Raw genomic sequence first — 26,079 nt, 5'->3', positions numbered from 1 at the left:
TTGAAAGACATCGGTTTATTTTTATATGCGTCGCCTTTTCTGCGGCGTCGCGTTTGTTTTGTGCCTCACGGTCGTTTTTTGGGGGAAGTTATTATGAATCAGCCGCTTGGTCCGGAGACTCTCGTTAATTCCATCACTGTTGGCAGCCAGAATAATCCGTCTGTTACAACACTATTGGACGGCAGTTTTGTGGTTGTCTGGGACTCATTTGGTCAGGACGGCGATTTAGACGGAATCGTTGCCCAACGCTATTCTGCTGAAGGCGAGGAACTCGGCCTTCCGACGGTGGTGAACACCACAGGGGTGGACATTCAAAACAACGCACAGGTCGCGGCGACAGAGGATGGCGGATACGTGGTCGTCTGGCAGTCGCGGAACCAGGACAATCCGGGTGATTTTGACATCGGCGTTTTCGGGCAGCGGTTCGATGCGGCTGGGAATCCTGCGGGAGATGAGTTTCAGGTCAATGACACCAATGTCAGCCGCACCCAACACGACGCTGAGGTCGCTGGTGTACCTGGCGGCGGGTTCGCGGTGGTTTACGTCGATGACCGTGGTGACAGCAGCAATAACGTTGGTGTACGTATGCGCCTTTTTGATGCAGCTGGGACACCGCTTGGAACGGATTTTCAGGTCAATTCGACAACCTCCTCGACTCAAGACCAAGCTGCGGTGGCGGCTATTCAGGCAAGTGCCGGCGCTGGTGGTCTTGCAACAGGTGGACTGGTGGTTGTGTACCGGGATTCTTCTGGGGCGCTTGGGTCTGGAAGTGACATTCTGGCACAACGATATGCGCCTGATGGCACGCCGCTGGGTGCTGAGTTTATTGTTAACACGACAACAGTGTCAACGCAGGACGATCCGTCGGTGGTTAGCCTAACCGGCGGCCGCTTTGTCGTGACATGGCAAGATCAAAGCGGCGCCGATGGCAGCAGTATTGGCATTTTTGCGCAGGTCTATGAAGGCGACGGAACAGCTGTTGGCTCTGAGTTTCAGATCAATGTCGAAACGTCCTCCTCACAGTCTGACCCTGAAGTGACTGCATTGGATGATGGTGGGTTTGCCGTCATCTGGACGTCGAGCGCTTTTGGATCCGCGGGTGACGGCAGCGGTCAGGGCGTCTTTGCACGCCGGTTTGATGCGGATGGGGTGGCGCAGACCGGTGAGTTTCAGGTTAACGAAGAAATCTCTTCGACCCAGAACCAGCCAGATATTGCGGCGCTCGCAAATGGCGCTTTTGTTGGTGTCTGGACCTCTGTGACCAGTGGGTCTGCTGGGGATGGCGACAGCAATGGGGTGTTCTTGCGCCTGTTTGGAGATCCTTTGGTGGCGCCGGTGCCCTCCGCCAGCCCGGAGGTTGAGGCCGTTTCAACAACGGTGACTTTTGCAGAAGACACCGTCAACGGCACGCCCCAAAAGATTGACTTGGATGGCGCGGTGGCTGTTTCAGACGCGGACAGCGCTGATTTTGATGGCGGTCGCATTATCCTCGGCACTGTTGCCCAGACCGTGTCTGAGGATGGCTTCCTGCCGCAAGATGCAGATGAGCAGGTGCAGTTGGGGCTGGATACGTCGGGCACAGTTGGTGTGAGCGGTGCACAGGTTTCTGTTGGGGGAACGGTGGTTGGCACGCTGAGTTCCGACGGACAGAACGGTGCAAACCTGATCATAACATTGAACGCAAATGCGGATCCTGCAGCGGTTGAGGTGCTGCTTGAAAACCTGACTTTCGCCAACGTGTCTGATGATCCGCGTGAGCAAACCCTGCTGCAGTTGCAGGTGGAAGACGGCGATGGCGCGACCTCCGCGCCTGTGGTGATCACAGTGAATGTCACGCCGGACGCAGATGGGGATGGCTTGCTTGGCGGAGAGCGGCAGACCAACACCGTGACCGTCGGGGAGCAAACCGATGCCCAGATCGCCGGTTTGATGGATGGCGGCTATCTCTCTGTCTGGACGTCATTCAATCAGGACAACACGGGCGATGGCGACAGTGGTGTGTTTGGCCAGCGCTTTGATGACCGCGGTGTGGCGGTTGGCAGTGAATTTCAGATCAACACCACGGTGACCAGCTCGCAGTTTGATGCCTCAGTTGCAGGGCTGACAGATGGCGGCTGGGTGGTTGTCTGGGATGATGACACCATCTCAGGTGTGCGGCTGAACCGCTATGATGCCAATGGTGCGCTTGTTGTTACGGAAGAGCAGGTGGAGACCAACAGCTCTTCGAACCAGTTTACCCCACAGGTGGTCGGGCTGAGCAACGGCGGTTATGTTGTTGTTTGGGTGTCTTTCAGCTCTGGGTTGGCGGGTGATGGCAGTTCCAATGGTGTGATCGCCCAGCTTTACAACGCGGCGGGTGCGCGTGTGGGCACAGAGATTGTGATCAACCAGCAGACCACCGGCAATCAGGATCAACCTCAGCTAACTGCGCTGCAAAACGGGCGGTTTGCCGTCACTTGGCGCGAGAGTGATTCCGCCAATGGCGACGGGTCCAGCAGCTCTATTAATATGAGGCTGTTTGATGATGCCGGCGTACCGGAAGGTGGGGACATTCAGGTTAACAGCTTCACCCCAGGCGCGCAAAGCTCCAGCCATATTGCGACGTTGGACAATGGAGACATTGTGGTTGCCTGGAACAGCGCCAATCAGGATGGATCCTCTACCGGTGTCTATTATCAGCGTTTCACGGATCAGGGGGTGCCGGTGGGCCCTGAAGTGCGCGTGAATGACAGTACGAGTGGAAGTCAGGAAATTCAGGACATTATCGCGCTGGATACCGGCGGATTTGTGGTGTCCTGGGTCGACACGTCCACCCCTGCGCCAGGCAGCGGCGTTGACGTTTTCGTACAGGCCTTTGATGCGGATGGCACGCGCATAGACAGCGAGCTTCGTGTCAACACCGAAGTCAGCAGCACCCAGAATGGTGCAGCGATGGCCGCTTTGCCAGATGGCAACTACGTGGTGCAGTGGCGTTCTGAAACCAGCGGCACCGCAGGAGATGGCAGCAGCGGCGGTATCTTCCATCAGATTGTCGGAGATCCGGCGGAAATCTCTCAATCTGCTGCGCCGACATTGGTTGGGCTTGAACAGAGTATTTCCGTAAATGAGGGAGATGCAGAGGTTGGTGCACAGCTGATTGCGACAGGTGCGCTTTCTTTGTCTGACTCGGATTCTGCCGATTTTGATGGCGGCCAAATCCGTATTTCCCGCATCGTCACGGAACCTATTGCTGACGAGTTTAATGCGCCAGACGATGCAACACAGGACAATTTGTCCTTTGCCACTGGTGGGCGCGTGACGCAGGCCGGTGCAACGCTGCGGGTGGATGGTGTCGATGTTGGCACGATCGTGTCAGACGGCGCAGATGGGGCGAACCTGACGGTCGACCTCTTGGCGGGGTCCACAGTTGCGCGGATTGAGGCGCTGCTGAATGCGCTAACCTTTACAAATGACAGCGATGATCCTCGGGACACACGCACCTATTCTCTCAGAATTGAGGACGGTGATGGCGGGCTGACCCAGCCTTTGTCATTTGAGCTGCGCGTGATTGGCGAAGCGGAGGCAAACGCGCCGCAGGCTGTGGGGCAGGAGGTGTTGGTGAACGCCTTTGCTCCGGGCAATCAGGAAAACCAGCATGTGGCAACGCTCAATGACGGAGGCTGGGTGGTCGTTTGGACGTCCAGTCAACAAGATACGCAAAGCACAGGGGTCTTTGCGCAGAGATTTGACTCCGAAGGTGTGAGAGTCGGTGGAGAGTTTCAGGTCAACACCACCGAGCAGGGACGGCAGCAGGATGCGACTGTCACCGCGCTTGAAAACGGTGGGTTTGTCATAGCCTGGGCCTCTGACAACGTGGACGGCAGCAGCAGTGATTTTGGAGTTGTCAGCCAAGTTTACGATGTGAACGGGGCACCGGTCGGTAGTGAGACGCTTGTCAATATCACGACCTCGGCGACGCAATCTGACCCATCTCTGGCAACCATCGCTTCTGGCACAACGGGGTTCCCTAATGGCGGCTATGTGGTCGCCTATTTCTCTGACAGCGGGGATGGATCAGGCGACAGCTTGTTGTTGCGCCGTTTTGAGACGGATGGCACGCCGGTTGGGGGTGAAATCGTTGCGAATGGGGTCACATCTGGCACCCAGAACAGCCCAGAAATTGCAATAAATGCGTCCGGTTTGATTGGCTTCACCTATTTTGACAATGGCGATGACATTTATGTGCGTTTCTTGAATCCAGATGGCACGCAGGCGGTTGCGGACTTGCAGATCGAAGACGGTGGCGCAGTTGCCTCTATAACAGCGCTGGCTGGTGGTGGTTTTGTGGTTGCCTGGCAAGACAATCAGGGGCGCGATGGATCTGGTGTGGGCATTGAGGCGCAGCGCTTTGATGCGAACGGGGTGCCTGTCGGCAATAACTTTATTGTGAATGAAGTCACGTTTGGCTCGCAAGTTGCGCCGGATGTGATCGGCCTCACAGATGGCCGGTTTGTTGTGGCCTGGACGGACAACTCAAACAGTCTTGATGGCAGTGGGGCCTCGGTTGTGGGTCAGCTGTTTTCCGCAGCCGGAGAGCGGATCGACAGTCAATTTGTGATCAATGACGAAATTACGTTAAACTCTCAGGGTCAGCCAGAGTTGGCCGCTTTGCCGAATGGCAATTTTGTCGCCACATTCACGAATTTTGTGAACTCTGGCACGCAGGGTGATGGATCGGGAACGTCTGTTTACCAACAGATTTTCGGCGATCCAGCGGACTTCACGCCCTCCGATGCACCGTTGATCCAGGGGATGACCACGGATGCAGCCTTTTCCGAGGATGACGTAAACGGAGGTTTCCTGCGTCTGGATGCAGATGCGACCGTTGCGCTTGGCGATCTTGATTCTCCTGACTTTGATGGCGGTGTCTTGACGGTTGAGGTGGATGAAACCTTCAATCAGATTGCGCAATTGGGGGGAGAGTCCGGGGAAGCGCAGGATCTTGTTGGCCTTGTGAACGGCGATGTCGGCAACGGCAATGTGATTTTAAGCGCCTATTCTATTGGTGGTACGGTATCGGTGGGCGGCACTGTTGTGGGCACGGTCACAAGCGTCGGAAGCAGTTTCTCAATCACGTTCAACAGCGATGCCTCTGTAGAGGCGGTTGAGGCGGTACTGGGCAACATTGCCTATTCAAACATTTCCAGCGCACCCGCGCCGTTGCGGCGCCTGAGTGTGGACCTGTCAGACGGTGATGGCACATCTGCGCAAACCCAGTTTATCAATGTGACGGTCTCGCAAGATACGGACCTGCCGTTGGTCGGCAACCGGGAAGAGCGGGTGAACGCGCATACAGAGAACAGTCAGTCCTCTGCCGATGTGGCAGAGCTGACAGGCGGTGGCGTAGTTGTGGTTTGGGAGTCGTCCGGCCAAGACAACCTGGATGGCAGTCAAGGCGTTTTTGCCCAGCTCTATGATGCCAATGGTGCGCCGATCGGCAATGAAATTGCTGTAAACTCTACGACTGCAGGCGCGCAATCACGCCCAGCAGTGGCCGCCACGGCGGACGGTGGTTTTACGGTGGTTTGGGTTGGCAACAACCAAGACGCGCCTGGTAGTTTTGATAGCGGCATTATCGGGCAACGGTTCGATGCCAGCGGTGTGGCGCAGGGGGGGGAGTTCGTTGTAAACACCGCCACAGCCGGCACGCAGTTTGAACCCGCCATTTCGGCCTTTGTGGATGGGGGCTTTGTTGTCACCTATCGCTCCGACAATGGGGATGGCAATCAAGACGCCATTCTGAGCCAGCGCTTTGATGCCGCAGCCAACACGGTTGGGGCAGAGATCACGGTCAATGTGGACAACACGGAGGGAGATCAATCCGATCCAGCTGTGGCGACGCTTGTGAATGGCGCGAGCAACGCAGGTCATGTGATTGTGTTCACCGCACCAACCACAACCAATGACGGGGATGGTGATGATGCCGGCCTGTTCTTGCGTGTGTTTGATGCATCCGGTGCAGCCCTTGGCGCGGATGTGCAGGTCAATACCTCCACCGCAGGAAGCCAGAGTGACGCCTCTGTTGTGGGGCTTACCGGTGGTGGGTTTGTTGTGGTCTGGACGGACAGCGATGGCCTGGATGGCGCATCCAACGGCGTCTTTGCGCAGCGCTTTGACAACAGCGGAACGCCGTTGGGCTCTGAATTCCGCGTGAATGTCACAACAATCAACGCACAGGACATGGCGGATGTCGCGGCGCTTGCGGATGGTGGGTTCCTTGTCAGCTGGGATTCCGACGGTCAGGATGGGTCCAGCACCGGGATAGTTGCACAACGTTTTGACGCCAGTGGCACGCGTGTGGATGGGGAATTCCAAGTCAATGAACTGATCGACAGCACCCAGACGGCTCCAAGCGTCACAAGCTTTGGCACCGGTTTTGCTGCGGTTTGGACCTCTCCCACCAGCAATGCGGCTGGCGATGGCAGCAGCAACTCTGTTCAGATACGTACGTTCACAGAGGTTGCAACGGTTCAAAGTGGACCGAAGCTCAGCGATTTTGAGCGGGCGCTGACCGTCAACGCAACGGATGTGACCAGCGGAAGCCTTACACTGGATGATCAGGTTGCGTTTGAAGGCCCCACAAGTGGCGGGTTTGCGGGCGGATCTCTTGAGCTTTACTACACGGAGGGCGAAACTGCCTTTGATCAGCTCAGTATCGCAACCGATGCGGTGATATCCCTCAGCTCCAATGATCTGAGCTTTGACGGTTTGGTGATTGGCACGATTGATGGCACGCTTGATGGGGCCAACGGCAATGGGCTGTTGATCAACTTCAACGCCAATGCCACCGATGCAGCGATCAAGGCACTGGTGGAACGGATTTCTTATGAATCCACCGACAGCGCTGCGAATGTTCAGTTCACGGAACGAGGCATTGGGGTCACGATTACAGATGCAAACGGGCGGCAAACGCAGCCGGATTCTGTATTCGTCAGTATCACCACCGGCGTCTCAGCACCGCCCAACATCGTCGTTGACGATTTCCTGCGCCCTGAGTCAGAGGGTGGGGGCCGTGACCGTGGCAGCGTTTTAGAGTCCGACTTCTTGAACACGCCGCAACTGATCGACGCTAATATCGATTTGGATGACAACGCAGGCGTCGGCTTTGATGGCGGCTTTGTGCAGATTCAGGAGGTTTTCAATTCTGGGGGCGGACAACAGCTGTCGGTGCAGGATCAAGGCACCGGATCGGGCGAAATCGGCCTGAGTGGCGGCACGGTCAGCTATGAAGGAACTGCCATTGGGTCGATTGATGGCAGCCAAGATGGTGTTAACGGCGCAGCGCTGCGTATCAATTTGAATGCGTCGGCGACGGCAGAGGCGGTCGAGGCGCTGGTTGAGGCTCTGACGTTTGAGATCACGAGTAATCTGAGCAGTACGACACTTGGTTTTGACCTGACTGTTAACAATGGAAACGGCTCTCAGAACAGCTTCCTGAGGTCTTCTCAGGCCCTTGTGCGTGATCTGGTTGTTGTCGCCGACAGCGCGACTGAGGAAACTCAGGTCAACAGCTTTGCCGATGGTGAGCAGTTTGCGCCACGTGTTGCGGAGCTGAGCGATGGCTCCTATGTCGTGACCTGGGTGTCCAACAATCAGGATGCGCCGGGCAGCGACGGCATTTTTGCACAGCGTTACACTGCACAAGGGCAGGAGCTGGGGGCGGAGTTTCAGGTCAATGATCTGCCAGGAAACGCGCAGCGGCAGGCGCGCGTCGAAGGGTTGTCCAATGACACCTTTGTCGTCACCTGGCGTGATGGCAGCGGTGCTGACGGGTCCGGACAAGGTATCTTTGGCCAAGTGTTCGATAATGATGGCACACCGCTTGGCGGCAGCTTTCAGGTGAATGAACAGACCTCTTCAACACAGACGCAGTCAGAAATTGTGGATTTTGGCGCCGGGCGCTTCATGGTTGTCTGGTCCTCAGCATCCTCTGCAGGTGCGGGCGATGGCAGCTCGAACGGAATTTTTGGCCGCACGTTTGATGCACCGGGCACACCTGAGGCAGGGGAATTCCAGATAAACCAGACCACATCTGGAAACCAGAACAGGCCACAGGTGACCGAACTGCCAGGGTCCACAGATGTGATGGTGGTCTGGGAAGGACCGGATGCAAACGGCAATGGTGTTTTTGCCCAACGTGTGGACACAAATGGCAACCTGGTGACCTTTGACGGCACAGCGCTTGCGCCAGCCGGGGCCGAAGTACAGATCAATACGGTCACAACGGGCAATCAACAGCAGCCAGATATTGCCTTTCTCGCGCCAAGCGCGGCACTGCCAAATGGCGGGTTTGTTGTTGTTTTCGCGAGCCCAGACACAAGCAGTTTTGGTATTTTTGCACGCATTTATGATGTGGATGGCACACCGCAGGGCGCGGAATTCCAAGTGAACACCTTTACCAGTTCTGATCAATCGGATCCGGTTGTGGTTGGCACGCCGAACGGTGGGTTCATTGTTGCGATCAACGATTTCGGGGCTGCTGACGGCAGTGGCGAGGGCGTTCTTGGCCAGCGGTTTAATGCGGATGGCTCGCGTGATGGCCCGATGTTTGTGATCAATCAACAGACCTCAAGCACACAGGATCAACCTGATCTTGCCCTGCTGAACAATGGCGGCATTGTGACGGTCTGGCGCTCTGTTACCTCTGGTGAAGCTGGGGATGGATCTGGCAGCGGTGTGTTCCAGACCATTCTGGATGCGGCCGCGGTGCCTGCTGGCGCAGGGGCGCCCGTCATCGAAGGATTTGAAGACTCGGTGACCTTTGACGAAAACACCGTGAATGCCGCGCCGCAGATTTTGAACCAAGACGGCGCCCTGTCGATCACGGATGCGGACAGTGTTGATTTAGACGGCGGCACCTTGCTTGTGCAGCGCCTTGTTGGTGATCAGGACGCGAACGAAACACAGCGTGGCGCAAGTGAGGGCGCCTTTGAGGATCAACTGAGCATTGTTCAGGGGAATGGCGTCACGCTTGCAGGCAACACAGTGTCTGTTGACGGCACCGCGATCGGCACAATCGTTCAGGACGGCGTTGACGGCGCGCCTTTGGAGATTTCTCTGTCCGGCGCTGGCGCGACACCGGAGGCTGTGGAGGCTGTTCTGGCACAGCTGGGCTATGCTAACGCTTCTGATGATCCAGAGGCTGTACGGCAGTTCACCGTTCAGCTGCTGGATGGCGATGGTGGCTCTTCTGGCAACAATATCATCACCGTCGCCGTGACGGCAGAAGAGGATCTCACACTGTCGGTCACGGGCGGCGAAGAACAGGTCAATACATTCACGCCCTCCAACCAAATCGATCCGGCGACCTCGGCCATATTTGACGCCAGCGGCGTTCAGATCGGCTATGTGGTGGTCTGGGAGAGCAACAATCAGGACAGGACACAGGATTCCTCTACCGGGATTTTTGGTCAAGTCTATGATCTGGACGGAACACCGCAGGGCAGTGAGTTCCTGGTGAACACGCATACGGAGTTTTCGCAATCTGAGCCAACCGTTACCGGGCTGCCCACTGGCGGGTTTGTCGTCGGCTGGACGGACGGCAGTGGCGCCCACCCCGCCGGTGTCGGTGTTGGGGAGAACAACACCGGTGTGTTTGCACAGATTTATGATCACACCGGTGCCCCACAGGGGGCGACGTTCCTGGTGAATGATGTGGTCAGTTCCTCGCAGCGGGATGCGGCGTTTGCTGCGGCCTCTGACGGGACAATCGTTGCGGTTTACAGTGACGACAGCGGCGCGGATGGCAGTGGGACTGGTGTCTTCATGCGGCGTTTTGATGACAGTGGCACGGCGCTTGGCGCTTCTGTGCAGGTCAATACAGAAACCTCAAGCACACAAGACGATGCTGCCGTAACCATTCTGACAGGTGGCCGCATTGTCGTGACCTGGACGTCGGCGACGTCTGCATCTGCGGGGGACGGAGACGACAGCGGTGTGTTTGCGCGCCTGTTTGAGGCGGATGGTACGCCGGTTGGCGCGGAATTCCAAGTGAACACCAATGTCGTTTCCCGACAGGACATGGCAAAGGTAGCGGCCTTGTCTGACGGTGGCTTTGTTGTGGTCTATGAAAACTTCTTGGGCGATGGCAGCGGAGAAGCGATTTATCAGCAACGCTTTGACGTGGACGGCAATCCGGTTGGCGGTGAAGTGCTCGTGAATGATGTCACCTCTTCGTGGCAATCGGTCCCTGATGTGATTGCCCTTGATGGGGGCGGCTGGGTTGTTGCGTTCAGCGATTTCAGCGGGTCGGATGGTTCCGGCGAAGCTGTGCGCGCCCAGGTCTATGCCGCAGATGGCAGCCGTGTGGATGGCAGTTTCCTCGTAAATGAACAAACCAGCGGTTCGCAAAATCAAGTTGCGCTGGTCTCTCTGCCGGGGGGCGGCTTCACCGCAGTTTGGGTCTCGGCCGCAAGCGGGTCTGCCGGAGACGGACACGGAACAGGCGTCTTCCAGCGGCTCTTTGAGGCCTCAGCGTCTGTGCCGGGGTCGGGAAACCCAATTCTGAACAGCCTGAGTGATGTGAGTTTTGACGAGGCAGACGTAAACGCTGGCGGTCAGATTTTTGCCCCGACACTTGGACTTGGTGATTTTGACAGTGCCAATTTTGATGGTGGCGAGCTGATCATCGGAATGGTGCTGAATGACACTGGGCAGCCACAGTTTGCGGCGCCCGATGATCTGACGCAGGATAACTTGTCCTTTGATCAAAGCGGCGCGGTGTCCATCGCGGGCACATCGGTTTCGGTTGATGGCACTGCGATCGGCACACTTGTGTCTGATGGCGCAGATGGGGCTGATTTGGTGGTCGGGCTTAACGCCGATGCGACTCCGGATCGGTTGCAGACTCTGCTGCGCAACGCGACCTACGCCAATGACTCTGATGATCCTGAAACAGCGCGACTGATTTCCATCACCGTCAATGATGGCGATGGCGGGTCTGCGCGCGAGACACTGGAAGTGACCATCACGCCAGAGCAAGATGGCGCGGAACGTGTCGGCACAGAGGTGCAGACAAACTCCTTCACCACCGGGTCACAGTCTATGAGCCATGTCGCCGAGCTGACAGATGGTGGCTATGTTATTGTCTGGACATCCACCAACCAGGACGCCACCGGGGACAACAACACCGGTGTGTTCGCGCAGCGCTACGACAGCACAGGTGCGCCTGTGGGGGGCGAATTCCAGGTCAACACCAACGCCCAAGGTGGTCAGACATTTGCAGAAGTTGTGGGGCTTTCCACAGGTGGGTTTGCCGTCAGTTGGCGCGATGACAGTTCGCGCCTGAACACGCTTTCAAGCACGGCCGAGATTGTCACTCAGGTCTATGACGCCAACGGCACAAAAGTTGGCGGGGAAGTTGCGGCGCCTGACGTTGGGGATGTCTTCACAAGCGCTGATACCCGCGTTGCGCTGGATGCCTTTGGGGACGGTGATTTTGTGCAGGTCTATGAGGCGCGCAATGAGAGCGCAGCCTTTCAGACCAATATCGTTGTGCAGCGCTACAATGATCAGGGCGGTACCGATGGCCTGCCCAGCATCATTTCCCCAATCGGGGGCGAAAGCGCATTTGATGCTGATGTTGCTGTGCAAAGTGATGGCACCTTTATGGTGTCTTTCACGTCAAACGGCTTGGAAACCGGCACGTTGGCCTCCGCTGAAGGCGTTTTTATTCAGCGGTTTGCCGCAGATGGCAGTCAAGTGGGTGGGCCTATTCAGGTCAACACGCAAAATGTGCGCTCTACCCAGTCCGACAGCCGCATCGCAGCTACGGAAGATGGTGGCTATGTTGTCACCTACACCTCTTCAGGTGGAGATGATGGCGCAGCGACGTTTAACTTGGGCGTTTATGCGCAGCGGTTTGATGGGGCAGGTAACCCTATTGGGGACAACTTCCTTGTCAACGAAGTTGTGGACAGTTCTCAGTTTGACTCCGATGTTGTCGGCCTGACCGGTGGTGGCTTCGTTGTGACCTTCACAGACAACAGCGGCACTGACGGCAGCGGGCAAGGCGTGTTTGCGCAGCAGTATGACGCCAACGGACATCGTGTGGATGGCGCGTTGCAAGTCAATACGGCGTTCTCAAACACCCAAGGCGATTCTGCTGTGGCCGCACTGGCGAATGGCAATTTTGTCGTCTCCTTTTCCTCCAATGCTGCTGGGGCTGAGGGCGATGGCAGTGGTGATGGGATCTTCCATCAAATTTTGGGCGATCCAGCCGATTTCTCGATCGGTGGAGCGCCGGTTCTGGAAGGGATCAACGAAACCGTCACCTATGACGAAAATACGGTGAATGGGATCCCACAGTTGATCGACGCGAATGGCGCGGCGGCTGTGTCTGATCCGGACAGCGCTGATTTTGATGGCGGCTCTATCCTTGTGTCACAGGTGGTGTCTTCTGCGCCATTGATCGACCAGATCAATGCGCCGGATGATTTGACACAGGATCAGCTTGGCCTGCGTCAGGGCAGCCAGATCACGATTTCAGGCACCGCTGTGTCGGTGGATGGTACACAGGTTGCGACCATTGTGCAGGATGGGCAGGACGGCCGTGCCTTTGAGTTGAGTCTGAACACAGCAGCAACGGCTGCGATCGTGGAGTTGCTGGTCGAAAACCTGACCTATCGCAACATCTCTGATGATCCGCTGCCAGAGCGCGTCTTGCGCATTCAGGTGACAGATGGGGACGGGGGCGCATCAGAGCCTGTTGTGGTGACGGTGAGCATCACTCCGACGCCAGATGCCGCTCAGCCTCGCGGTGGTGAGGTGACTGTGAATGATGCACTCGATGATGCGGACAACATTGAGCTGGTTCAGCTGCCCGGCACAGGGGGCGATTTCATAGCGGTCTATGAGCTCAATCCAACCGATGGTTCAGGCCATGGCATTTATGCGCAGCGGTTTGATGTTCAGGGCAACAAACTTGCGCGCGACGGGTCCGGGCTTGCCAGCGGTCAGTCCGATGAATTCCGCCTGAACACCACCACAACGCAGGATCAGTTTGAGCCTCAGGTCGCCGCCTTCTCAGATGGCAGCTGGGTGGCAGTCTGGACAGACGACTCTTTGGATGGCAGCAGCCAAGGCATTGTGTTCCAGAGGTTTAATGAGGATGGCACCCCGGCTGGTGGTGAGACGGTCGCCAATACCGGTACAACCTTTGATCAAGACAGCCCCGCCATCACCGTGCTGAGTGATGACAAGTTTGTTGTCACATGGGACAGCGGATCCAGCGGCGGCGCGGGCGACGGCAACGGCCTAGGTGTGCTTGCGCGCGTGTTTAACAGCGACGGCACCGCTTTTGGAGCGCAGTTTGTGGTCAATACCAATACCGCGTCGACACAGGATGATCCGTCGATCACCGCGCTGAACGACGGTGGGTTCCTGATCGCTTGGGAGTCTTCGACTGGGGATGTGGATGGCTTTGGCGTGTTTGCCCAGCGTTATGATGCCAGCGGCGCTGTCGTTGGCGGTGAATTCCGGATCAATACAAGCACCTTGTCAAACCAGATCGATGTTGAACTGACTGTTCTGGACAATGGCAATGTGGTGGCTGTTTGGACAGATAACGTTGCCGATCTGAGTGGCGACGGGGTGTTCGCCACTGTGATTGCGCCGGATGGAACCACTGTTGTCGAAGAATTCCGCGTGAACGACCAGCGCATTGGCGGGCAATTTGATCCTGTTGTCGCGTCACTTGATACAGGCGGGTTTGTGATTGCCTGGACGGACAACAATGGCACGGATGGCAGCGGGCAGGGCGTCTTTGCGCAGCAATACAGTGCAGATGGCGCGCGGGTGGACAGCCAGTTCCTTGTGAACAGCACCACCAGCGGCACACAGAACCAGCCATCAGTCGAAGGTCTGCCTGGTGGCGGCTTTATTGTGGGCTGGAACGGGTCTGTCATGATCCAGGTCTATGGCAATGACACCCCATCGATTTCGCCTGTCTCAGCAAGCGGAGATGAGGACACGGCCATTGTGCTGGATGCTGCCGTGTTTGATGCAGGCTTCAGCGATCCTGATGGCAACACTTTACAGGCGATCCGCATTGATACCTTCCCGACAAACGGCACTCTGGCGCTGAATGGCACGCCGGTAACAGCTGGGCAGGAGATCAGTCGGGCCGATCTGTTGGCTGGCAATCTCGTCTATACGGGCAATCAGGACTACAACGGCTCTGATAGCTTCCTTTGGACGGGCTCTGATGGTCTGGCATTTTCCACAGATCCGTCGGTGGCGGCAAATATCACCGTCAATCCCGTGAATGATGCGCCAGGGCTTGAAGCTGGGGCGGATGTCACTCTGGCGGAGGGGGCGTCTCTCAATCGCACGCTGACGCTGACAGATCCTGATGTGCAGACGCGCAGCTACATGGTTGATTTTGGTGATGGTAACATGGCCAGTTTCAACAGCGATCTGTTGTCTCCCTCAATCAGCAATGCCTATGCGGCGGAGGGGACTTATACTGTCACCGTGACGGTGGATGATGGCGCAGGCGCAGCCAATTCGATGGAAACGGACACCTTCACGGTGACGGTTGAGAATGCGGCACCAAATGCGGTCAACGACACACGTTTTGTCAGCGAAGATGACGGTGCGACCACGCTGGCGGATCCGCTGGGCAATGACAGCGATCCGGGTGGCGATCCAATAACCGTGACCAATGTGGCCGGTGTGGACAGCAGCGATGCCAACTTCAACAATCCGATTACGCTGCCCTCTGGTGCAATCCTGACCTTCACCGCGGGCGGAGACTTTATCTATGATCCCAACGGCCAGTTTGAGAGTCTGCCGGATTTCCAGAATGCGTCTGACAGCTTCACTTACACCATCACCGATGATGGTGGGCTGAGTGACACGGCAACGGTGACCATCTCCATTGATGGGCAGAACGACGACCCGACAGCGCAGGATGATAGCATTGCGGCCAGCGACACAACGGCGACAAACGGCAATGTGCTGGATGACAATGGCAATGGCGCAGATAGTGATGTGGATACAGGAAACACGCTGACTGTGATCGCGCTTGATGGAGAGGCCGCTGACATTGGCGTTCAGGTCACGCTGAGTTCCGGCGCGCTGCTGACGCTCAACAGCGATGGCACCTTCACCTATGACTCCAATGGTCAGTTCCCAGCAGGTGGCACAGACACGTTTGACTACACGCTGAGTGACGGGCGTGGTGGCACGGATACGGCAACGGTAACGCTCAATATTCTGAGCACCATCCAGCCGCCTGTGGCACAGGATGACAGCCTGTCTGCGGATGAGGACACGATCAGCAACGGCTCTGTTCTAGCGGACAATGGCAATGGGGCTGACAGCGATCCAAATGGCGATCCGCTGACGGTGACTGAGGTGAATGGCAATGCCGCAAATGTTGGCAACGCCATTGCGCTCTCAGGTGGCGGCACAGTGACCGTGCAGTCAACTGGTGCTTATACGTTCAACCCGAACGGGGGGTATGAAGACCTCGCTGTCGGTGAAGACGCCACAGAGAGCTTCACCTATACAATCAGTGATGGCACCGGCGGCACCGATACAGCCACGGCAACCATCACCATTGCAGGTGTGAATGATGCACCTGTTGCAAGCAACGACACGAATATCACTGATGAGGACACCCCGCTGAGCTCCATGGGCGCTTCGGTGCTCGACAATGACAGCGATGCGGATACCTCCGATACACTGCGGGTGTCGGAGGTGGATGGCTCAAGCCTCGCGCTGGGGACATCTGTGACCGGATCGGGTGGCGGCACCTTTGTCATCAACTCCGATGGCACCTACACCTATGATCCGGGCAGTGCGTTCAACAGCTTGCGGGCTGGGCAGACCGGGTTTGACACCATTGGCTACACTGTGACCGACGACAACGGTGGTTCCGACACTGGGCAGTTGTCCATCACCATCAATGGGGTGAACGATGCGCCTGTTGCGCAGGATGATCTGCTCAACGTCGGAGAAGACGCGATCCTGCTCGGGGATCTGACGGTCGACAATGGCAATGGGCCGGATCTTGACCCAGACACTGGTGATATTCCGTTTGTCTCTCTGATCAGTCTGGGGGGTATGGATTACCTCGCAGGGCAACAGATCACGCTCTCCAATGGTGCGCTGCTGACGGTGAATGGCTCCGGTACTTTCACCTTTGACACCAATGGTGCGTATCAGACGCTTACAGTGGGTCAGTCCACTGATGAGGTTTTCACCTATACGATACAGGATGGCAGCGGGGCGACGGACACAGCCAGTGTCACCATTACGATCAACGGCAATGACGACCAGCCAATTGCGATTGCGGACAACGCGACCACGAATGAAGACAACTCTGTCAGCGGCAATGTGCTCACCAATGACACCGATGCGGATGGCGACACGCTGACGGTCAGCGCGGTCAATGGAGAGGTCAGCGATGTGGGCAGCCAGATCACGCTCCCTTCAGGTGCCTTGCTGACGCTCAATCCTGACGGCAGCTTTGACTATGATCCCAATGATCAGTTTGAGACGCTTGCGGTGGGTGACAGCACCTCCGACAGCTTCGACTACACTGTGAGCGATGGCCGAGGTGGCACGGATACCACCACGGCCACAGTCACCATCACCGGTGTGAATGACGCGCCTGTGGCAGGTGATGACACCTTCAACACCAATGAAGACAGCGGATTGATCCCTGGATTGGATCTCTTCATCAACAACGGCGGTGGCGTCGACTCCGACATAGACGCAGGAGATCTGTTCACCATCACCGAAGTGAATGGCCAATCTGCGGATGTGGGCATGCAGATCACATTGGGGTCTGGTGCTTTGCTCACTGTGAATGCGGATGGGTCTGCCAGCTATGATCCAAACGGCGTGTTCAATTCCCTGTCTGCGGGCCAGACCGGAATTGAGACCTTCACTTACACCATCGACGATGGCAATGGCGGCACAGACACGGGCAATGTTCAGATCAACATCGCGGGTGTGAATGATGCGCCGGATGCGGTGGATGATGGGCTGTCGGTTGCGGTGGGCGCGGCGCTGAATGGCAATGTGTTTGACGACAACGGCAATGGGCCAGACAGTGACCCGGATCAGCTCGACAGCTTTGGCGTGATTGCGGTCAATGGACAGTCTGGGGATGTCGGCACACAGATTGCGCTGACCTCTGGCGCGCTGCTGACGCTCAACAACGATGGCACGTTCAGCTATGATCAGAACGGCGCCTTTGCGGGGCTGGGTGCCACGCAGTCTGCAACAGACACGTTTGACTACACCATCAGCGATGGCAATGGCGGCACAGATACCGCCACGGTGACCGTGACCATTGGCGGCAACAACCAGCCGCCTGTGGCGCAGCCTGACAGCGGGCTTGGTTTTGCAACCGATGAGGACACGGCCTTCACGACGGCCTCTGTTCTGGCAAATGACAGTGACCCGAACGTAACCGATACGCTCACTGTGAGCAGTTTCGACACCACAGGGACAACTGGGTCAGTCACCAACAATGGCGATGGCACCTTTGACTATGATCCCAACAGTCAATTTGAGAGCCTCGCCGTTGGCGAGAGTGCAACCGACAGCTTCACTTACACAGTGAGTGATGGGAACGGGGGCACGGACACTGAAACGGCGACAATCACCATCAACGGCGTGAATGATGCGCCAGATGCGGTGGATGACAGTCTTACGACTGACGAAGACAGCGCATTGCTCGGTGATCTGCTTGCGGACAATGGCAGCGGCGCGGACAGCGACGTTGATAGCAGTGACACGCTGACCATCAGCGAAGTGAACGGGGTCGCGGCCAATGTGGGCAGCCAGATCACCCTTGGCTCTGGTGCTCTGTTGACGGTGAATGCGGATGGCACCTTTGACTATGATCCAAACGGCGCGTTTGAAACGCTGTCTGTAGGGCAGAGCGGGGCGGACAGCTTCACCTACACCATCAGCGATGGCAATGGTGGCACTGATATCGCAACGGTCGGCATCACCATCAACGGTGTGAACGACGCCCCCGTGGCGGCGGATGATGCGATCACGACCGACGAAGACAATGCGGTGCAAGGCGATGTCTTTGCCGACAATGGCAATGGTGCGGACAGTGATGTCGATACGACAGACAGCTTTGGTGTGTCGGAAGTGAACGGCAACGCGGGCGATGTGGGAACTCAGATCACGCTCCCCTCAGGCACGCTGTTGACGCTGAATGCGGATGGCACCTTCTCCTATGATCCTAATGGTCAGTTTGAGAGCCTTGCGGTGGGAGAGAGTGACACTGACAGTTTCACTTACACGATTGATGACGGCAACGGTGGCACGGATACCGCTACCGCAACTGTCACCATTGACGGGGTGAATGATGCACCTGTTGCAAACGATGACAGTGTGACCACGCCGTTCCAGACACAGATCACCGTGGATGTGCTGGCAAATGACACAGATGTGGACACCAGCGATGGCACGCCGGATGTGACAGGCATCCTTTTGGTGAGCGAAGGCGCGGGCACGGCTGTGCTTTTGGCGGATGACCGCATTCAGTTCACGCCAAATGCCGGCTTCTCTGGTCCGGTGGAGATTGACTACACGATCTCTGATGGCAACGGGGGGACGGATACCGCGCGTCTGACCATCACAGTGGCGGGGCCGGGCAATGTGCCCCCAAATGCTGTGAATGACACGATCAACACTGATGAGGACAATTCTGCCCCTATTGCGCTGTTGAGCAATGACAATGACAGCGATGGCGGTACGCTCACTCTGACCGAGGTGCGCGACAGTGGTGGGGCAGTTATCCCATTTGGTGTGGCGACAGCCTTGCCCGAGGGCGGCACGCTGACTGTGGCAACGGATGGCACCGGCACCTATGATCCGGCAGGCGATTTTGAGGCGCTTGCGCTGGGCGATACAGCCATGTTCACGGTCAGCTATGATGTGAGCGATGGCCAGGGCGGCAGCGACACTGCAACGGTCACGATCAATGTGGCCGGTGTGAATGACGCGCCAACTGCCGCAGATGACAGCCTGAGCACGGACGAAGACACGCTCTTGCAGGGCAATGTGCTGAACGACAATGGCAATGGTGCCGATAGCGATGTTGATGCGGGCACTGTTCTGAACGTCACAGAGGTGAACGGGCAGGGGGCAAGCGTTGGCACGCAGATCACACTGCCTTCTGGAGCACTCCTGACGCTGAACAGCGATGGCACCTTTGACTATGATCCGAACGGCCAGTTTGAGAGCCTTGCGGTGGGTGAAAACGACAGTGACAGCTTCACCTACACCATCAGTGATGGGGAGGGTGGCACCGATACAGCCACTGCAACCATCACCATTGATGGTGTGAACGATGCGCCAGTTGCTGCGGATGATGCGATCAGCACGGATGAGGACACCGCCGTTCAGGGGGATGTGTTTGCGGATAATGGAAATGGTGCTGACAGCGATGTCGATGCGACAGACAGCTTCTCTGTCTCTGCGGTGAATGGCATGGCGGCCAGCGTGGGTGTGCAGATCGCTCTCGCATCCGGTGCTCTGCTGACGCTCAATGCGGATGGCACGTTTGACTATGATCCGAACGGCCAGTTTGAGAGTCTCGGCGCGGGCGACACTGATACCGACAGCTTCACCTACACCATTGATGACGGCAGCGGCGGCACCAGTACAGCGACGGCCACTGTCACAATCAACGGTGTGAATGATGCGCCGGTGGCAGCAGACACAACTGCGAGCCTGCTGCAAGATACGTCGACCACCATAGACGTCTTGTCACTGGCGACTGATGCCGAAGGCGACATACTCTCGATTGTCTCGCTGAGCGCGTTGAATGCGCTGACGTTGAGTGTGGATGACCGCGGAACGCCGCTTGATACCTCTGACGATCGGATCCTCTATCAGCCAACAGCAGGTTTCACCGGGATGGACACCATCACCTATGAAATCTCTGACGGGACGACGACAGATGTTGGCACGATCATGGTGACGGTCACACCAAATCTGCCGGGCATTGTCGGCACCGCTGGCAATGACCGTCTGGTGGGCACGCCACAGGCGGATCAGATCAGCGGTCTTGCGGGCAACGACACATTGGTCGGCAAGGAAGAAAACGACATCCTTGATGGCGGCGCAGACAACGACAAGCTCACCGGTGGAGACGGTGATGATGAGTTGATCGGTGATCAGGGCGATGACCGTTTGACCGGTGGTCAGGGCAATGACACCCTGAATGGTGGCGACGGCAATGATGTCTTCTATGGCGATCTGACAGGCTCTGGTCTTGATGGCGCCATGGGGGCAGATCTCTTTGCCTTTGACATGGATGACGGTGTTGATCGGGTGTTTGACTTCGTGGCGGGAATTGATCGGGTGCAGCTGCTCGATGCAGGCAACGCCAGCTTTGCATTTAACGCGTCAACGGGCGACACGGTGATGACCTACGGCACGACTGTTGTGACATTCTTCAATGCGAATGTGACATCCAGCGATGTCGCGCAGATGCCACCGCTGCCTGCGCCCTCTGCGCAGGATGATCACGCGACAACCGATCTGGATACCGCTGTTATTGTCGATGTTCTCAACAATGATGATGATGGCCTTGGTGGTTTGCCTGGTCTGGCCACGGTGGGGGCTGCGTCAAACGGTGCCGTTGTTATCAACACCAATGGCACAGCGTTGGATACGACAGATGACACGATCACCTACACGCCCAACGCAGGGTTTGTTGGCAGCGACAGCTTTACCTACACTGTCACCGGTGCTAACGGGCTTGCTGCACAGGCCACAGTGACAATTTCTGTCGGCAGTTTGGATGTGATGGGCACGGTGGGTAATGACCGCCTGATCGGCACTGCAGCGCGCGAAAACTTTGACGCGCTGGGCGGCAATGATCTGGTACGCGCAGGCGCAGCGGCTGACATTGTCAACGGAGGGGAGGGCAATGACAGGCTCTTTGGCGACGACGGCGATGATGTGCTAAATGGTGAAGGTGACCGAGACCGGATCGACGGCGGCACTGGTATGGACATGCTGAACGGCGGGGCCGACAATGACCGGCTGTATGGTGGGCTGGGTGCTGATACGCTGACCGGTGGGGATGGCAATGATGTCATGTTCGGCGATATTGCTGGGGACAGAACCGCCGGTGCGCTGGGAGGCGATGAGTTCCACTTCGATCTGGACGACGGCGATGATCGGATCTTTGATTTTGTGTCAGGCGTGGACAGCATTGAACTGTTTGGCAATGCGGCGTTCACGCTCACAATCACAGGATCCGGGAACTCCATCATCGAATTCGGCGCGACCACGATCACCGTCTTTGACGAAATTCTGCTCAATTCCGATATAGATGTGACACTCTGATAAGCATTCAAAGCCGCATCCAGCATTGGGTGCGGCTGCAGGTTACCGGGTTCGTTTTCCAGAGTGCGTCAAAACCTCTTGGCGCAATCCGTTCTGTGGGCCCGCGAAATAGAACACCGCGAACGGAGCTGTGATCCGCGCGCAGGGCGCTGCGCATGATTGTGAACAGCGGACAGTCACGATTTGCGTAGGTGGATCCTGCATGGCTGTTGTAGCCTGTGTGCCATTTCGAGGAGGAAAGTTATGTCGGAGCAAAATGCGAATGGAAGGCCGGTCACTGGAATAGTGCTGGCGGTTGTTGTTTTCTTGGTTGCGCTGCTCTTTTTAGGCCTGAATCTGCTCTTGTCCTTTGCTTTGGCGGTTCTTGCGTTTGGGGCGCTTACATTTGTGCAACGCGCCCAAGGTGGCGATCAGATCGCTGAAGAACACGTGCAACAGGCGCAATCAGATGCACCGCGTGATCAGAGCCTGCCTTCGAACGGGACATCAGCGCCTGAAGGAGAGGCAGAGATGAGCCCTCGCGATCAGGAGGCGCCGCAAGCATCGCCCGCGGCTCACGGGCAATCAGCAGGCAATGTGAAACTGGGTACCCTTTTGCCAGGGGAAGAGGAGCTCAAGGCACAGCACGGTGCATGGCGCTATGATGGCCGCAATGACACGTGACATAAAAGAAAAGGCGCCACATCGGGCGCCATTCACTTGAAGGACTTTGTCGCAGCTCAGGTCGCTAAGCTTTTGTCAGCGTCCCTCAGCGGCCCCATGTGCGCACAGGACCACAATCCATATGGACGAAGTTTGAACCGGAGTAGCGGCCAACGCCACCGGCCCGACACGCAGCCGCTGCACGCGCCATTTGGCTGACAGAACGGGAAGAGATGCGCAGATCTGCCGCCTGGCCTTTCATGTGCAGCGAGTTTTTCGCCACGCCACGCGAGCGGGAACGCAGCATCGCGTTGGTTTTGGGGCTGCGGTACCCAGATAGCAGCATGTAGGGATCGCTGGTATCCATCAGATTATGTGCTGCGGCCATAATGTCGATTGTGCGGGTATCAATGCCGATCACGTCGTTCGTGCGCCAGTCGCGCATGAAGGCGTTGATCTCATTCACCGCTTCTTTGATGTATTTGCCTTCGACCCAGTAAATGGTGTCGATGCGCTCGCCTGTGCGGCCCGAATACATGCGAATGCGGCGGATGTCGCCACCGCCACGCAAAAAGCCCGCTGCGTTGGAATATGTCGGAGCCGCTGCCATCGCGGTTGCTGCAAACGCGCACAGCAAGCCGCGCCGCGTCATGCTCAAAGAGCCGTCGTTCGGTTCGTTCATAGTTTCAGCGCCTGTCCCGTCGCTTACCTGCCGCCACGATGTTACGTGGCTGTTGTTTCATCTCATCCCCTCAGATGTGCGATTTTTATGGCACAGCAGGTTTTGTTCACCAAGGTTTCTTTTTGGCGTTGACCCGCAGAGGGCACATTTTAGGCAGAATTTTGCTTAATTGATGAACAAAGAGTTTCCAGACATCGGCCAGCGGTTGAAATTGACCGCTGTGGCGTCGCTGCACCGGTGCAACAAATTGGATATATGTGCCCCCTTTGGCGAACTTGTGATTGGACAGTTCACAGACTACGGAGAGACTCTAAGCTTGATTTGGTCCTGACTATTGGAAGTTCTTATGTTGCTACGTTTCCGCGCTCCTCGTATTTCGCGCTCTCTTTTGGGGTCTGTTGCTGCGGCGGTGCTTGCGGCCGCTCTGCTGACACCCGAGGCGCAGGCCTTTCCGGCGTTCAAACAGGCCGTCGCTGAAACGGCGGCCAGAGATGACGCAATAGCGGCTTACTATCGTGGCGCGGACTTCGATCCGGTTTGGACCGGACAGGGCGATATTTTTGTAGCGCGGCGTAAGGCACTGATTGCAGCTTTGTCGCGCGTTGAAGACCATGCGCTCCCGACTGCGCGCTACGATGTTGATGGGTTGGTTGCCCAGATGGCCAGCGCCCGCAGTGCCCGCGATCTGGGCCTTGTCGAGGTGGCGCTGAGCAAAGCCTATTTGAAATATGCGCGCGATTTGACCTCCGGCATGTTGGTGCCCTCGCGCATCGATGATGAGATCGTGCGCGAGATTGCACGCAGGGACCGCACGGAGCTGATGCAGAGCTTCCTTGCTGCGGAAAACCCGAAAGCGTTCTTGCGCGGGCTGGCCCCTCAGACACCAGAATACACCCGCCTGATGAAAGAGAAGCTGCGTCTTCAGCGTTTGATCGCTGACGGAGGGTGGGGCGCAACAGTTCCCGTTGCAAAGTTGGAGCCGGGGGATCGTGGCAATGCCGTGATTGCGCTGCGAGATCGTCTGATCCGTATGGGCTTTATGGATCGTTCTGCAACAGCATCTTTTGACAGCGATGTCGAAAACGCCGTGCGCGCATTTCAGACGGCACATGGCCTTGAAATCGACGGTGTGGCAGGCAAGGGCACCATTACAGAGATCAACGTACCGGCCGAAACGCGCCTGAAATCCATCATGGTGGCCATGGAGCGCGAGCGCTGGCTGGACCGGGAAACCGAAGGGCGCGAAATTCTCGTGAATCTCACGGATTTCACCGCCAAGATCATTGATGATGGCAAGCTGACCTTCCGCACACGGTCTGTGGTTGGCAAAAACCAAAGCGATCGCCGCAGCCCGGAGTTTTCTGACACTATGGAGCACATGGTGATCAACCCGACTTGGAATGTGCCGCGCTCTATTGCCACCAAAGAATATCTGCCGATGCTCAAGCAAAACCCCAATGCGGTGAGCTATCTGCGTTTGGTGAACGGACGTGGACAGACTGTGGATCGCAGCGCCGTGGATTTTTCACAGTTCACAACGCGCAACTTCCCGTTTGACATGAAACAGTCCCCGGGCAACCGCAATGCGCTGGGGCTGGTGAAATTCATGTTCCCCAACCGCCACAATATCTATCTGCACGACACGCCGCAAAAGGCGCTGTTTAAGCGCGAAGTGCGCGCCTACAGCCACGGATGTATCCGTCTGCAGCAGCCTTTTGAATTTGCCTATGCATTGCTGGCCAAACAGGAAGACAATCCCAAGGCCTTTTTCCAGTCACGCCTTAAGACCGGGCGGGAAACCCACGTTGATCTGAAACAGGATATTCCGGTGCATATCATTTACCGCACCGCCTACACAGAGGCCAAAGGTCCGGTGCAATATCGCCGCGATGTCTATGGCCGGGATGGGAAAATCTGGAAAGCGCTGGAAAATGAAGGGGTGGCCTTAACCTCCTATCAAGGATAAACACGCCTCCGATATCATCCGGAGGTTTGGCATGGCGTTTACGGTTCAGGAGATTGCTGCGGCACTTGATGCTGAGGCACATGGCAACACCAGTTTGACTGTCGAGCGGGTTGCGGAACCTGCCATGGCGGGCCCGCAAGATCTGGCGCTTTTGACCAATCCGAAATTTGCCGAAGGTCTGGCTCAGGGGCAGGCAAAGGTTGCGCTGCTTTGGGACGGGGCGGACTGGGAAGCCATGGGGCTTGAAGCCGCCATTACGGCAAAGCGTGGTCGATACGCCATGTCTGGCCTGTCGCGCATGATGGATCCGGGGCAGGGTTATCCTGCCGGCATCCACCCGACAGCGTGTATTGATGACACCGCCACCATTGCAGATGATGTGACAATCGGCCCATACACGGTGGTTGGGCCCCGTGCGCAGATCGGTGCCGGCAGTATGATTGGCCCATTCTGCCACATCGGCGCGGATACGCGGATCGGCACCGCAGCGATGCTGCGCGATCATGTCTCCATTGGCGCCCGTGTCACCATTGGCGATCGCTTCTGGGCCCAGCCGGGCGCGCGCATTGGTGCAGATGGCATGTCATTTGTCACACCCGAGGCCAGCGGCGTGGAAAAAGCACGCGCGTCTTTGGGTGATCAGGGCGAAGTGAAAGAGCAAGCCTGGGCGCGCATACATTCACTGGGCGCGGTAACCATCGGAAATGATGTGGAAATCGGTGCCAATTCCTGTGTGGACTATGGCACGGTCCGGGACACGAAAATCGGCAATGGATGTAAAATCGACAACCTTGTCCACATTGCCCACAATGTGGTCATTGGCGATGATTGTCTGCTTGCTGGGCAGGTTGGCATCGCTGGATCTACGCGCATTGGCAACAATGTGGTGATGGGCGGCCAAGTTGGCGTTACAGACAACACCACCGTTGGTGACAACGTGATCGCAGGGGGCGGCAGCAAGCTCATGAGCAAAGTTGCCCCGGGGCAAGTCGTGCTGGGTTACCCCGCGGTTAAGATGGATATGAATCTGGAAATGTACAAAGCTTTGAGACGGCTGCCGAGATTGGCAAAGCAATTTTCCGATCTTCAAAAAACTGTTTCGAAGCTGGGGTCTAAGTCCTAAAACCCGACCTCTTCGGGAAAGGAAGAAAAATGAACATCAAAGACAAAGTCATTGAAATCATTGCCGAACAAGCGGTTCTTGATCCTTCAGATATCTCAATGGACAGCACTCTGGAAAGCCTTGGCATTGATAGCCTTGGGCTTGTTGAAAGCATCTTTGCAATCGAAGAAGCATTCGATATTTCGATCCCGTTCAATGCAAATGAGCCTGAGAAGAGCGATTTTGACATCTCTTCTGTGGCAACAATCATTGCTGGCATCGAAAAGCTCGCCAAAAGCTAAGCCACAGATC

6 protein-coding genes are annotated in these 26,079 nt (G+C 56.8%); 5 read left to right on the top strand and 1 reads right to left on the bottom strand.

What is annotated here, in order from left to right:
* The first annotated feature begins 93 nt into the window (after nt 1-93).
* Nucleotides 94-21,375 carry an Ig-like domain-containing protein gene (locus tag PJL69_RS04565; protein WP_271308585.1) on the top strand — a complete coding sequence of 7,094 codons (21,282 nt, stop codon included), beginning with the start codon at nt 94-96 and terminating at the stop codon, nt 21,373-21,375.
* A 243-nt stretch (nt 21,376-21,618) separates the two neighbouring features.
* On the top strand, nt 21,619-22,038 hold the full coding sequence (locus PJL69_RS04560; RefSeq protein ID WP_271308584.1) for a hypothetical protein: 420 nt from the start codon (nt 21,619-21,621) through the stop codon (nt 22,036-22,038).
* A gap of 85 nt (nt 22,039-22,123) precedes the next feature.
* Here the strand turns inward: PJL69_RS04560 and PJL69_RS04555 are convergent, their stop codons facing one another.
* Entirely contained in the window at nt 22,124-22,699 is a 576-nt protein-coding gene (locus PJL69_RS04555; RefSeq protein ID WP_271308583.1) for a YcbK family protein, read from the bottom strand.
* 346 nt (nt 22,700-23,045) lie between these two features.
* On the opposite strand from PJL69_RS04555, the gene PJL69_RS04550 reads away from it, so the two are divergent.
* From PJL69_RS04550 to PJL69_RS04540, 3 genes are read left to right on the top strand one after another with little or no spacing between them, the layout of a single operon-like run.
* Nucleotides 23,046-24,665 (top strand): L,D-transpeptidase family protein, encoded by a 1,620-nt coding sequence (locus tag PJL69_RS04550; RefSeq protein WP_271308582.1) that lies wholly within the window; start codon nt 23,046-23,048, stop codon nt 24,663-24,665.
* Nucleotides 24,666-24,696: 31 nt separating this feature from the next.
* On the top strand, nt 24,697-25,788 hold the full coding sequence (gene lpxD, locus PJL69_RS04545) for a UDP-3-O-(3-hydroxymyristoyl)glucosamine N-acyltransferase (protein WP_271308581.1): 1,092 nt from the start codon (nt 24,697-24,699) through the stop codon (nt 25,786-25,788).
* Between the two features lie 29 nt (nt 25,789-25,817).
* Entirely contained in the window at nt 25,818-26,069 is a 252-nt protein-coding gene (locus PJL69_RS04540; RefSeq protein ID WP_209096034.1) for an acyl carrier protein, read from the top strand.
* Nucleotides 26,070-26,079 lie beyond the last annotated feature (10 nt).

It is taken from the genome of Shimia sp. MMG029, assembly GCF_027947445.1.
Lineage (GTDB): Bacteria > Pseudomonadota > Alphaproteobacteria > Rhodobacterales > Rhodobacteraceae > Shimia.
The sequence above is the reverse complement of the archived record's forward strand: the minus strand, read 5'-3'. Positions and strand labels throughout refer to the sequence as shown.